Source organism: Bacillus sp. SIMBA_031 (genome assembly GCF_046535225.1).
Classification (GTDB): Bacteria; Bacillota; Bacilli; order Bacillales; family Bacillaceae; genus Bacillus; species Bacillus velezensis.
This window is the reverse complement of sequence record NZ_JAWRXC010000001.1, coordinates 812255-825354: the sequence shown is the minus strand read 5'-3', so window position 1 is coordinate 825354 and position 13100 is coordinate 812255. Positions and strand designations below refer to the sequence as shown.

Annotated in this window: 13 protein-coding genes; all 13 read right to left on the bottom strand. The window is 46.4% G+C overall.

Features of this window, described 5'->3' with window-relative positions:
- Positions 1-52 precede the first annotated feature (52 nt).
- Complete coding sequence (locus tag SB724_RS04100; protein ID WP_410570536.1) at positions 53-1231, bottom strand: glycine C-acetyltransferase; 1179 nt, start codon at positions 1229-1231, stop codon at positions 53-55.
- A gap of 12 nt (positions 1232-1243) precedes the next feature.
- The gene (gene tdh / locus SB724_RS04095; RefSeq protein WP_007611527.1) at positions 1244-2290 is read right to left on the bottom strand and encodes an L-threonine 3-dehydrogenase; all 1047 of its coding nucleotides are present in this window, start codon (positions 2288-2290) and stop codon (positions 1244-1246) included.
- Positions 2291-2547: 257 nt separating this feature from the next.
- Entirely contained in the window at positions 2548-2808 is a 261-nt protein-coding gene (spoVS, locus tag SB724_RS04090) for a stage V sporulation protein SpoVS (protein WP_003154135.1), read from the bottom strand.
- A 199-nt stretch (positions 2809-3007) separates the two neighbouring features.
- Positions 3008-3802, bottom strand: coding sequence for a TIGR00282 family metallophosphoesterase (locus SB724_RS04085; protein WP_003154137.1), 795 nt, complete (start codon positions 3800-3802; stop codon positions 3008-3010).
- Positions 3803-3862: 60 nt separating this feature from the next.
- The gene (gene rny, locus SB724_RS04080) at positions 3863-5422 is read right to left on the bottom strand and encodes a ribonuclease Y (RefSeq protein ID WP_003154140.1); all 1560 of its coding nucleotides are present in this window, start codon (positions 5420-5422) and stop codon (positions 3863-3865) included.
- A 292-nt stretch (positions 5423-5714) separates the two neighbouring features.
- Complete coding sequence (locus tag SB724_RS04075) at positions 5715-6896, bottom strand: serine hydrolase domain-containing protein (RefSeq protein WP_410570163.1); 1182 nt, start codon at positions 6894-6896, stop codon at positions 5715-5717.
- Between the two features lie 167 nt (positions 6897-7063).
- A complete protein-coding gene (gene recA, locus SB724_RS04070; RefSeq protein ID WP_003154145.1) occupies positions 7064-8107 on the bottom strand; it encodes a recombinase RecA in 1044 nt (347 codons plus the stop codon).
- A gap of 170 nt (positions 8108-8277) precedes the next feature.
- The gene (locus tag SB724_RS04065) at positions 8278-9528 is read right to left on the bottom strand and encodes a competence/damage-inducible protein A (RefSeq protein WP_032874945.1); all 1251 of its coding nucleotides are present in this window, start codon (positions 9526-9528) and stop codon (positions 8278-8280) included.
- Between the two features lie 17 nt (positions 9529-9545).
- On the bottom strand, positions 9546-10127 hold the full coding sequence (gene pgsA, locus SB724_RS04060) for a CDP-diacylglycerol--glycerol-3-phosphate 3-phosphatidyltransferase (RefSeq protein WP_007409821.1): 582 nt from the start codon (positions 10125-10127) through the stop codon (positions 9546-9548).
- Between the two features lie 74 nt (positions 10128-10201).
- Positions 10202-11101 carry a helix-turn-helix domain-containing protein gene (locus SB724_RS04055; RefSeq protein ID WP_014417801.1) on the bottom strand — a complete coding sequence of 300 codons (900 nt, stop codon included), beginning with the start codon at positions 11099-11101 and terminating at the stop codon, positions 10202-10204.
- Positions 11102-11119: 18 nt separating this feature from the next.
- Positions 11120-11911, bottom strand: coding sequence for a DUF3388 domain-containing protein (locus SB724_RS04050; RefSeq protein WP_003154149.1), 792 nt, complete (start codon positions 11909-11911; stop codon positions 11120-11122).
- Positions 11912-12038: 127 nt separating this feature from the next.
- Positions 12039-12296 carry a DUF3243 domain-containing protein gene (locus SB724_RS04045; protein ID WP_003154150.1) on the bottom strand — a complete coding sequence of 86 codons (258 nt, stop codon included), beginning with the start codon at positions 12294-12296 and terminating at the stop codon, positions 12039-12041.
- A gap of 75 nt (positions 12297-12371) precedes the next feature.
- On the bottom strand, positions 12372-13100 hold the full coding sequence (gene ymfI / locus SB724_RS04040) for an elongation factor P 5-aminopentanone reductase (protein WP_265971728.1): 729 nt from the start codon (positions 13098-13100) through the stop codon (positions 12372-12374).

Here is a 13100-nt window from a genome sequence, read left to right as displayed (position 1 = left end):
TTATTGAGAATAAGAATCAATAAGAAATAAAAAAGAGGGAATCATTTCCCCCTTACACAAGCTGCAGCTCTTTTGCGGCTGAATGGATTACTTCCAGCGCCCGGTCAAGCTCCTCTTTTGTATGCTCCGCCGTAATAATGGTGCGGATTCTCGCTTTTCCTTGGGCGACCGTCGGATACACGATGCTTTGTGCAAAGACGCCGCGGGTCAATAAAAGGTCTGATAATGCTTGGGCTTTTTCTTCCTCCCCTATTAATATCGGCACGATCGGTGTTTCGCTTTTTGTGAGGGTCAGCCCCATTTGAACCAGTTTGTCTTTGAAATACGCCGTGTTCTCCCATAGCTTTTCCATATGCTCAGGCTCTTCCAGCAGGACGTCAATGGCTTCTATGCATGCGGCCGTTACCGCAGGCGGATGAGAAGTGCTGAATAAGAAAGGACGCCCTTTATGGCGCAGGTAATCGATCAGAACCTGCGATCCCGCGGCGTAACCGCCAAGCACTCCGATGGCTTTGCTTAATGTGCCCACCTGTATGTGGACTCTTCCGTCAAGCCCGAAGTGATTAACCGTTCCCCTTCCGTTTTTTCCGAGTACGCCGGAAGCATGCGCGTCGTCGACCATCACAAAGGCATCGTACGCCTCTGCAAGTTTGACGATGTCAGGCAAAGGAGCGATGTTGCCGTCCATTGAGAATACGCCGTCAGTGACGATCAGGCGCATGCGGTAATTCATTGATTTTTTCAGCACCCTTTCCAAATCGTCCATATCAACATGGCGGTACACCTTTTTATCTGCTTTCGTCAGCCTGATCCCGTCAATGATGGAAGCATGGTTCAGTTCGTCAGAGATCACGATATCTTCTTTTGTAAGAATGCTTGATAAGACGCCCTGATTCGTTGTGAACCCCGATTGAAAAACAAGTGCCGCTTCTGTTTTTTTAAAGTTTGCCAATTTCTTCTCCAGCTCATTGTGCATTGTGAATGTTCCGGCAATTGTCCGGACGGACCCGGTACCCGCTCCGAATTCTTCCGCGGCGCGTTTGGCCGCTTCGACAAGTTTTGGATGCGACGTCAAACCGAGATAATTGTTCGATGAAAGCTGTATCACGTTTTCCCCTTTGACTTCCACCGACGGACCCTGCTTCGTTTCAATTTGTTTCATTTGCTGCCACGTTTTATTTTCTTTCATTTTATCAAGCTCGGCTTTTAGAAATTCAAATTCTTTCATTATAGAACCCTCCCCTTATGGAATCAAAATGACTTTGCCGCACTGGCCCTTTCTCATCAGGTCAAATCCTTTTTCAAAGTCTTCAAGCGGAAACTGATGCGTGATCACCGGCGTCAGATCAACAAGGCCGGATTCAAGCAGGTGCGATACCTGCCGCCATGTTTCAAACATTTTTCTGCCTGTGATGCCTTGGACGGTAAGTCCTTTAAACACCACGTCATTTGTCAGGTCAACCGTCACCGGACGTTCCGGCAGACTCAGCATATGGAACCTTCCCCCGTTGGCCGCCATCTTTAATCCTTGTGCTATAGCTGCCGGGTGGCCTGACATTTCGCAGACAAGGTCGATCCCTTCTCCGCCTGTTAAGGTGTCGATCACCTCAAGCGGATCTTCCTTATCAGCTGAAATGGTGATCGTAGCTCCCAATTTCTTCGCAAGTGCCAGCCTGTAATCATTTTTATCAATGGCCGCAATACGGGATGCACCGGCCGCTTTAGCCACTGCCACCGCCATCAGCCCGATCGGTCCGCAGCCGATAATTGCAGCGGAACCGCCCGCAAGCCGGCTGCTTTCCAGCACCGTATGCACCGCGTTGCCAAGCGGCTCTTGAACAGAAGCGACGGCGGGGTCCATATCAGCGGGATTTTTCCAAACATTTCGAGCCGGCACTTTGACATATTCAGCGAAGGAACCGGCTGTGTCTACGCCGAGGATCTTTGTATGGGTGCACACATGATGTTTTCCTGTTAAACAAGGGACACAAGTACCGCAGACGAAGTGGGTTTCAGCCGAAACGTAATCACCTATTTTGACATTTGTGACGTGCTTGCCCGTTTCCGCTACGATACCGCTGAATTCATGTCCGAATACTTGAGGTGTTTTGATTCGTTTCTGCGCCCATTGATCCCAATTATAAATATGCACATCTGTACCGCATATAGATGCGGCCTGTACTTTAATGAGAACTTCATTCTCATTAATGGAAGGTATGGGAATTTCTTTCAGAGTTGCTCCGAAAGCGTTTTCATTTTTGACGATAGCTTTCATCTTTCCTCCCAACATGTACACTCCTCCTCGAAAAAACACTGTAATAACTGGATTGTAACATGAGATAAAAAGGAGGTAAATACCAGTGTCCACTCCAAGAAAACAACTGCTTCCGTCCGGAAAAATGGGCGGGATTTTTTTTGAATATTATATGAATAAAGCCATTTATCATCTCTTCGTACTATCAATATAATATTGTGAGAAAATATGACAACAATAAAAACAACCCGCTCGCCTTACGCAAGCAGGTTGAGAATGTCATGTTTTTGTTTTTAACGGGGTTCGACGATTAACTTAATCGCCGTTCTTTCTTCTCCGTCAATCTGTATATCTGTAAAAGCCGGAATACAAATCAAATCTACGCCGCTTGGCGCGACAAAGCCTCTGGCAATCGCAACCGCTTTAACAGCCTGGTTTAAGGCACCCGCCCCAATTGCTTGAATTTCGGCGGCTCCGCGTTCCCTCAATACACCGGCAAGCGCGCCTGCTACTGAATTTGGACTTGATTTTGCTGAAACTTTTAAGATTTCCATTTCTGCTCCCCCTTAGTTTTACAATGGATAAGTGAGTGTTCATTAGAACAATCATTATTAGATGTTGCTATCCAAAAAGCCATCCCCACAATGCTTTTCAAAAATAGCGGGCTACCTTCCATTTCTACTATATTCACTAAGAAGTTGCTATATTCCTGCTTTTCCTTTTAATATTTTTATAAAATAAACACATGATCACCTATTCAAAGAACATATGGTCATCATTGATTAATATCCGTTCGATATTTACGGCCTTTTTCGTTTGATCGTCGATGTCAATGAGCACTCCGCTCAGCGTAGTTTTACCTTCCGCCACCGTAAACCGGACGGGAAGATTGGTTTTAAACCGCTTGATGACCGTTTCTCTGTCCATACCGAGAATTCCGTCGTACGGACCCGTCATGCCTACATCAGTAATATATGCCGTTCCTTTCGGTAAAATGCGGTTATCTGCCGTTTGCACGTGTGTATGGGTGCCTACCACGGCAGAGGCTCTTCCGTCTGTGTACCAGCCGATCGCAATTTTTTCGCTTGTCGCTTCGGCGTGAAAATCAATAAAAATGTACGGCGTGCGCTTTTTCGCTTCTTCTATTAATTCATCCGCTTTAGCAAACGGATCATCAAGCGGCGGAAGAAACGTCCGCCCCTGTAAGTTAATGACGGCAAGCTCTTTTCCGTTCGATTTAATATAGGTAATGCCTTTGCCCGGCGTACCTTCCGGGAAATTCGCCGGCCGGACAAGATGCGGCACATCATCAATAAAGTCGAAGATCTCTCTTTTATCCCACGTATGGTTTCCCATTGTAATGGCATCTGCTCCCGCTTCCATCAGGCTGTGGTAGATCTTTTCCGTCAGGCCTTTTCCGTGTGCTGCATTTTCTCCGTTAATAATTGTAAAATGCGGTTTATGTTTCGCTTTCAGTTTCGGGACATATTCTTTTACCATGTCGCGGCCCGGGGAACCGACAACATCTCCGATAAATAAAATTCTCATACATTCCATTCCTTCCTTTTCAGGGACTCAAAAAAATAAAGTGATGCGCTAAGCATCACTTTATTTTGCATACTCTACGGCTCGAGTTTCTCTGATTACGGTCACTTTAATGTGGCCCGGATAATCAAGCTCGTCCTCAATTCGTTTACGGATATCACGTGCCAAACGATGGGCTTCTAAATCATTAATGGAGTCCGGTTTTACCATGATGCGAACTTCACGGCCGGCCTGAATCGCAAATGATTTTTCAACACCTTCGTAAGACTCGGAGATTTCTTCAAGCTTTTCAAGTCTGCGGATATAGTTTTCGAGCGTTTCACTTCTCGCGCCCGGTCTTGCGGCTGACAATGCATCAGCGGCAGCGACCAGAACGGCGATAATGGAAGTCGGCTCTTCGTCTCCGTGGTGTGACGCAATACTGTTAATGACGACTGGATGCTCTTTATATTTGGTCGCAAGCTCCACTCCGATTTCCACGTGGCTTCCTTCCACTTCATGGTCAATTGCTTTTCCGATGTCATGCAGAAGACCGGCCCGCTTGGCAAGCTTTGCATCTTCTCCAAGCTCGGAAGCCATTAAACCGGCTAAAAATGCAACTTCCATAGAATGTTTCAGTACGTTCTGCCCGTAGCTTGTACGGAATTTCAACCGGCCGAGGATCTTGATCAGATCCGGGTGGAGTCCGTGAACGCCGACTTCAAACGTCGTCTGCTCACCCATTTCCCGGATATAGTCATCAACCTCACGGCGGGATTTTTCAACCATTTCTTCAATGCGCGCCGGGTGAATACGGCCATCCTGAACGAGTTTATCAAGAGCGATTCTTGCCGTCTCCCGTCTGATCGGATCAAATCCGGAAAGAATGACTGCTTCAGGTGTGTCATCAATAATCAGGTCAATACCTGTAAGCGTTTCAAGCGTACGAATGTTACGCCCTTCACGGCCGATGATACGTCCTTTCATCTCATCATTCGGAAGATTGACGACCGATACCGTCGTTTCGGCAACATGATCTGCTGCACAGCGCTGCAAAGCAAGCGACAGAATGTTTTTCGCCTTTTTATCTGCCTCTTCTTTCGCACGGTTTTCGGTTTCTTTTGTCATGATGGCGATGTCATGTGAAAGCTCATTTTCAACCCGGTCAAGAATGATTTGTTTCGCTTCATCCCGTGTCAGGCTCGAAATGCGTTCGAGTTCTGACTGCTGCATACGAATCATCTCATCCACTTTGCTTTCCATCTCTTCAATATGTTGTTGTCGTTCATTCAGAGAATGATCTTTCTTCTCCAACATCGCTTCCCGTTTATCAATTCCTTCATGTTTACGGTCAAGATTTTCTTCTTTTTGAAGTAAACGGTTTTCTTGTTTTTGAAGCTCATTTCGTCTTTCACGAACTTCCTGTTCAGCATCTATTCGAAGTGTATGGATTTCGTCCTTTGCTTCAAGCAGAGCTTCTTTTTTCAGTGCTTCAGCATCACGCTTTGCATCTTCAAGGATTTGCTCGGCAGCACCGCGTGCGCCCGCAATCTTTGCTTCGGCAATGGTTTTACGAACATAGTAGCCAACAACTAAACCGAGCAGAGTCAGCAAAATGGAGATGAGAACCGTCATTGGGGTCATACTTTCACCTCCTCTTGCTATGAACTTGGTTTTTGCTTAAATAAGTGCCGGCATGTACATTGTCTGATTTTCTCAACATACAGAACCTTCACAGGGAATGAGTCTCTCATGCCCTTGTCAAGTTTAAATGGTTTAACAATCATGTTAAAAAAACAAATGTTACAACTTCATTGTAATTGTGTCGGAAATACTTGTCAAGCTTGCCAGCTTAACGATTCGCCTCCAGCTTTGAATCTTCGCCATGTATATATCATACCATATCTTCATCCGCTTTTCGTGAATGACGGCTCTGTCAGTCCGCCTGGTTAAGCAATTGGTAAATTCTATTGTTCACCTGTCCTAATTTGGCGTTATTCTGAATGTTTGACAGTAATATGACATATTTGCTTGCCGAATGGCTGAAGCTGTTCAAAATGTTGTAACCGGGCATAACACCGTGATTGGAATAGCTTCCCGGATCAATGTAAAACCCCATGCCGTAAGCGGCACTGCTTCCTGCTGTAAACATTTTTGTGAAGCTTTCTTTTGAAAGGAGCGTGCCGTTTACGATCGCTTTATCAAATTTATAGAGATCTTCAGCGCTCATATACATGTCGCCCGCCCCGTACAGCTGCGATAAGTCCAAAAGGTGCGGCGTTACAAGACTGCCGCTCTCATCGACTTTGTAGCCGACGGCAGGATATTTGGCTTTGGCAAATGTTTTGTAAAATCCGGCATGCTTCATTCCGGCCGGTTTGAACACGTGTTCTTTTATATATTGTTCATAAGACTCCCCGCTGACCTGAGATACGATATAAGCAAGCACTGTATAGTTGGAATCCCTGTAATCCCAAACCCCGGGCTGCCGTTTAATTCCGCGGTATTCTATATCCTTGATTAAATCAATTGGAGAAATCGGTCCCTGCCCCTCAATATGCCCGTTTATGCCGGACGTATGATTGAGCAGGTTTTTCAGTGTAATGCGCGTGCCGTTAGGAAAATTCGGCAAGTATGTACTGACGGGGTCACTCGTCTGCAGCATCCCTTTTTCTTCAAGCTGCAGGACAGCCGTCGCGATTAACGCTTTTTGTGAAGAACCGATATAATATGATGTCTCCGGATTGTTTTTCATTTTTTGTTTTCGGTCCGCATAACCAAAGCCTTTTTTCAGCACAACTTTTCCATCTTTTACGATCATTGCTGTGCCGCTGAACCCGATCTGTTGCAAGTAATTGCTGATCTGTTTATTGTGATCGATTGATTTAGGTGTTTTCTCTTTTTGCGTCTTTTCTTTTTTCTGTTGAGTCTGGTCTTTTGAAGTATCAGATTGAGCGGCGGGAGCGTTTTTAACGGATTCCTTCTCCCGATGATGCGCCGTGACGGTCCAGATCATAATAAAAACAGTAACAAGCAGCAGAAAAAGAAACAGCCCTCCCGTTTTCATCAGCTTTTTCTTTCTTTTTTTATTTATTCTTGTGCGGCGGGGGCTCGTCATCTTTTTTCCTCCTCAGATATAATTTCAACTTTCGCCATGATGTTAGACGAGTGAAGGGTGAAAAAAGTTGTAACATTCCAGATAAAATTTTCCGAAACAGCCAGTGTTTTTTTGAAACACACAAAAAAAAGAGCGGAAATTGCTTATTCCGCTCTTTTGATCGTGTTTTATTCTTCTAATTCCATCTCTTCCTGAACTTCTTCCGCTTTGTCCGTTACACCGTTATTGTCTAAACCGTAATATTCACGGATTTGTTCCTGAATCATCAGCATGATGTCTTTATTTTCTTTTAAGAACTGCTTGGCGTTTTCACGGCCCTGACCGAGGCGTTCTTCTTCATAAGAATACCACGAACCGCTTTTTTGCACGATATCCAGTTCAGTTCCAAGGTCGATGATTTCCCCTTCTTTGGAGATTCCTTCACCGTACATAATGTCCACTTCAGCCGTACGGAACGGAGGAGCGACTTTGTTTTTTACGACTTTAATTCTCGTTTTATTCCCCATCACGTCGTTGCCCTGCTTTAATTGCTCGGCACGGCGCACTTCAAGGCGCACGGAAGAATAGAATTTCAGCGCGCGGCCGCCCGGTGTCGTCTCCGGATTTCCGAACATAACGCCGACTTTTTCACGAATCTGGTTAATAAAGATTGCGATTGTTTTAGATTTATTGATGGCGCCGGAAAGCTTACGGAGCGCCTGAGACATGAGACGCGCCTGTAAACCGACGTGTGAATCACCCATGTCACCTTCAATTTCAGCTTTTGGAACAAGCGCCGCAACAGAGTCAACGACTACGATATCAACAGCTCCGCTTCGCACCAGCGCTTCAGCAATCTCTAGCGCCTGCTCTCCCGTATCCGGCTGAGAAAGCAGAAGCTCTTCGATATTGACACCGAGCTTTTGCGCGTAAACAGGATCAAGAGCATGCTCAGCATCAATAAATGCTGCCTGTCCGCCTTTTTCCTGAACCTCAGCGATTGCGTGAAGCGCTACAGTCGTTTTACCTGAGCTTTCAGGTCCGTATACTTCAATAATCCGTCCGCGCGGGTATCCGCCTATTCCGAGAGCGGTATCAAGTGCAAGGGAACCGCTTGGCACCGTTGAAATTCTTGTATCTGTTTTTTCTCCGAGCTTCATGATGGAACCTTTGCCGAATTGTTTTTCTATTTGCTTAAGAGCCATATCTAAGGCTGCCTGACGATCACTCATTTATTTTTTCCTCCTTTATCTTGCCACTACATATACTATACCTTGTTTACTGGCATTTGCCAAGAAAAAAGCGAACGCATATTCGGATTTTTTCCGCGTTCGCTTTTCTGCAAAAGAGCATAATTTCCCTTGTAAAACTTAAAAATCAGAGAAAACGCCTCTTTAAAACTTTATTTTTGATCCAGCATTTTCAAAATGAGATGGCAGCCGTATTTAGCTGCGCGCTTTCTGATTCCGGTTCTTGAGCCGGCAAAGTTAAATTCGTGCACCTCTTCTTTTCCTTCCGCCGAAATGCCGATAAAGACGCGGCCCGGCGCATGCCCTTCCTGCGGGTCGGGACCCGCAACCCCGGTAAAGCTGATGCCGATATCGCTTCCGGTCAGCTTTCTCACACCGGCTGCAAGCTCTTTCGCACACTCTTTGCTGACCGCTCCGCTTTCTGCGAGTGTCTCAGCTTTCACGCCGAGCACATGCTGTTTCACGCTGTCGGAATAGCAGACAACGCCTCCTGCAAATAGTTGAGACGCACCGCTTAAATCAGTCACCCACTCTGAAAACAGGCCGCCTGTAAAGCTTTCGGCAGAAGAAATCGTGATTTTGTTTTGTCTGCATGCTTTTGAAAGCTCCTTCACCAGAGACGTATCATCATATCCGTAGAAAAATTCACCGACACGTTCTAAAATGGCGGCTTCCGTTTCTTTTAAAAGCCGTTCTGTTTCTTTTTCGTCAGCATGTTTCGCCGTTAAACGCAGCGTGACCTCGCCGTCAGCAGCGAGCGGCGCAATCGTCGGGTTCGTCTGCGCATCAATGATATCTTCTAAATCAGCTTCAAGCTGGGATTCACCGATTCCGAAAAACCGTAGCACGGTTGAAACGATTTTCTCATTAGAACCGAGCTTTTTAAGAAGCAGCGGCTTCGCTTCATTTTCAAACATCGGACGCAGCTCGCTCGGCGGCCCGGGAAGCAGCATATAAAGCCTTGAGCCGTGCTCCGCAAGCATTCCCGGCGCCATGCCGAAATGATTCGCCAAAACGTCTGAGCCCTCAATGACGAGCGCCTGTTTGCGGTTATTCGGCGACATGGTCCGTTTTGTTTTCGCGAAATATTCTTCGATCGACCGGAACGCTTCGTCATTCAGAACGAGCGGGCGCCCCAGTGTGTTTGCAATGGTTTCTTTCGTCAAATCGTCCTTGGTCGGTCCGAGGCCGCCTGAAAAAATAATCAGGTCTGAGCGCTCTTCGGCAATGCGGATGACTTGCTTAAGCCGCTCCGGATTGTCACCGACAGCGGTATGATAAAACACGTTTACACCGATTTCCGCCAGCTCTTTACTGATAAACTGCGCGTTCGTATTGGCGATCTGGCCTAGCAGAAGCTCCGAGCCGACTGCAATGATTTCTGCTTTTTTTGCTATTTCCATCTTTAAGTCCTTCTTTCTTAGTTAGATGTTTTTAACGCATCCCAGTTCTTCGCAAAATAATCCCAGCCGGAAATGACTGTGAACAGCACGGCCACCCATAAAGCGATATCGCCGAACGGGAAAGAAACGAGCTCAAACGGAAGATTATGCAGCAATAGCGCGGCAACAGCGATGATCTGAGCCCATGTTTTAATTTTCCCCAGCATATTGGCGGCTACAACTTCCCCCGTTCCCGCCAGCACAAGTCTTAATCCCGTTACGGCAAATTCGCGGCTGATGATGATGATGACCATCCACGCCGGCGCAAGGTCAAACTGCACAAGCGTAATTAATGCCGCGGATACCAGCAGTTTGTCAGCCAGCGGATCTAAAAATTTCCCGAAGTTTGTCACGAGGTTCAGTTTTCTGGCGTAGTAGCCATCCACCCAGTCAGTCGTTGATGCGATAATGAATAAAACAGCTCCCGTAAGATGCGCGACCGGAATCGATTCATCCCCTATATGAACGCTGCCCCACTGAAAAGGAACAAGCATGATAATCATAAATACAGGAATTAAAGCGATTCTTGCCAGTGTGATTTTATTCGGTAAGTTAAACATAAAGCCCCTCCAATAATATGTACTCGGACGTGAAGAAAAAGTCATCTTAATCGTTCAGATGACTTTTTCCCCTTTTATTTTTTCATCTTGATTGTGATGGTCTGCGCCATCACATCATGCGGATTGAGTTCATAGGACAGAACCTCTCCGTTGATTTTAATTTTCAGGTTAGGGGCATAGCCCGTGCGGATTTCAATCTGCTTTTGATCCGTGACGTCTTTTTTAAAGGTTTCGCCTTTTTGCAGCGTTCCTTCTTTTAAAGAACCGCCGCTGTCATCACGGACGCGGATCCATGCGCTGTCAGAAGCAATCAGTTCAAGCTTATACTTATCTGCCCCGGAGACGTTGTATGAAGAAGCCGAGCCTTCCGTTCCGGCCGCTTTGATCTCCGTCTTTTCACTGCTTTTTTCTTTCTTTTTCTGCTCTGACGCTTTTGTGTCCTTTTTGTCTTTTTTGCTGTCAGATTGCGCTTCGTCATTTGTATTGCCGTCGTTTTTCAGCGCAGAATCCTTAGGAATCTCATACTTGCTCTCACTTTGGGTGACGGCTTTATCTCCGTCTGTCTGCCCGGATTTGCTCATTCCGAGCTGAATAATCGCATAAATGATCGCAATGACGATAATGACACCGATGACGACAAGGACGGTCGGAAGCCATTCCGCCGCCTTTGAAGCGGACTTAGGAAGCTCCCTTTGCATGGCGAGACCGGAGATTTTTTCCGACACATCGTCATGGTACGTGTTAGGGATGTCTTTTTTATATTCTTCAAATAACTGATCTGAATCAAGCCCGACAGCTTCAGCGTATTGCTTGATAAACGCCCGCACATAAAAATTGCCGGGAATGACGTCATAATTGCCTTCTTCCAGAGCGGTTAAGTATCTTTTCTGAATTTTCGTCGCCGCCTGAAGTTCATCCAACGACATCCCTTTTTCCTCTCTGGCTTCTTTAAGCCGGATTGCTAATTCTGTCACAACAAACACCTTCCAATATTAAAAATCAAAGCTTGAAAAACCGGTCTGATCAAACATTTGCGGTTCTTCTGCATGTTCATATGTAATGACTTCGTCAGGATCATTTCTGAGTTCGATAATATAATCGAAATCATCGAGCGTATACTCCGAATTTTGAACAAAAATATCGGGGTGCTCCACGACCTTTGTCGCCGGAAGCCGCATAATTTCACTGACGAGCTGAAGATGGCGCTCAGATCCCCGTCTTGTCGAAACGATGCCGTCGAGGATAAACACGTTTTCCGTGCTGTATTCATCGGCAACCAGCTGGCTCCGGATCGTTTGTTTTAGCAGCGTTGATGATACGAAAAGCCATCTTTTGCTGGCACAAACGCTTGACGCGACGATGGACTCCGTTTTCCCGACCCTCGGCATTCCCCGGATTCCGATCAGTTTGTGCCCTTCTTTTTTAAACAGCTCGGCCATAAAGTCAACCAAAAGACCGAGCTCGTCCCTTTCAAAACGGAAGGTTTTTTTGTCATCGGCATCACGCTGAATGTATCTTCCGTGGCGGACTGCGAGACGGTCGCGAAGCCTCGGTTCTCTCAGCTTCGTTACTTTAATGGTCTCCATTGTTTTTAAAATTGATTCCAATCGTTTAATTTGATCTATATGCCGGCATCTGAGCAGCATTCCCCTTCTGGAAAGGTCGACACCGTTAATTGTGACAATATTAATTGACAGCATCCCGAGAAGAGATGAAATATCCCCGAGCAGGCCGGGGCGGTTCACTTGAATTTCATATTCAAAATACCATTCGAGCTTTGCCAAATGATATACCCCCTCCATTGTGGCAAATTTTTACCTTCCTTTATCATAAAACATTTTTCTCTAATTAGAAAGAAGAATGTTGCTCTATAGAGGAAAACATAAAAAAAGAGAGGAGAAATCCCCCCTCTTAATGAGTGCTGTTATTTTCAACAAGCTTCACCATCATATTTGCGATGGCGCGCTGTTCATCTTCAGAAGCAACGCTCCAAAGATCAGCAAGCACTTTTTCCTGATGGTTTTTCGAGTCGACTTCGTTCGCAAGGTAACCGCCGATTTCTGTAGCGAGGTCAGTGATCGTTTCATCACTCATCCCTTTTTCCTGCGCATAGTTCAATCTGTCTCCAAGGAAATTCTTCCAATTATCCCAGTTTTCTAATACTGACATGTTGGGTTCCTCCATTTCATCTGTTGTTACAAAATTATTTTGTCCGTACAGATGCAAACTATACACACATTTTTTTCAGCAGTGCCAGCCGCCGTTTACCGATAATATATGCCCCGTAATATAGGAAGCCTTGTCCGATAATAAAAAGGCCGCCGCTTCGGCGATTTCCTCCGGCTTTGCCAGCCGGCCCGCGGGAATTTCCTCTGCCAACGCTTCTTTTTCATCAGACGTGAACTGATCAAGCATATTTGTATCAACGGCACCCGGCGAGACTGCATTCACCCGGACGCCGCTCGGAGCAAGCTCTTTGGCAAGCGCTTTGACGAACGAATGCTGCGCTCCCTTGACCATGCTGTATAATACCTCGCACGATGCGCCTGTTTCTCCCCAGACGGAACCGATCGCGACGATGCCCCCGCTTTTTTTCCGGATCATGCCGGGCACCAGATTACGCGCCAAAAGAAACGGACTCGTCACATGCAGCTGCACCATCTCCAGCGCCGTGTCATCCGTAACGTCCGTAATCAGGCCGAAATGACTTTTGCCGCTGTTTAATATCAGAGCGTCCACAGGCTGCTTAACGGAACGGCTGAGTGTCTCCGCGCCATCCGGTGAGGACAGATCCGCCTGAATAACGGAGGCTTTTATGCCGAATGATGCGCCCAGCCTTTCCGCAAGCCTGTGTGCGGCTTCCTTATTAGAATGATAATGCAAAAGGACGTCATACCCGTTTTTTGCGAGGACTTCACTTATACTTTGTCCGATTCCGCCGCTTGCTCCGGTTACGAGCGCTGTCTGTTTCAT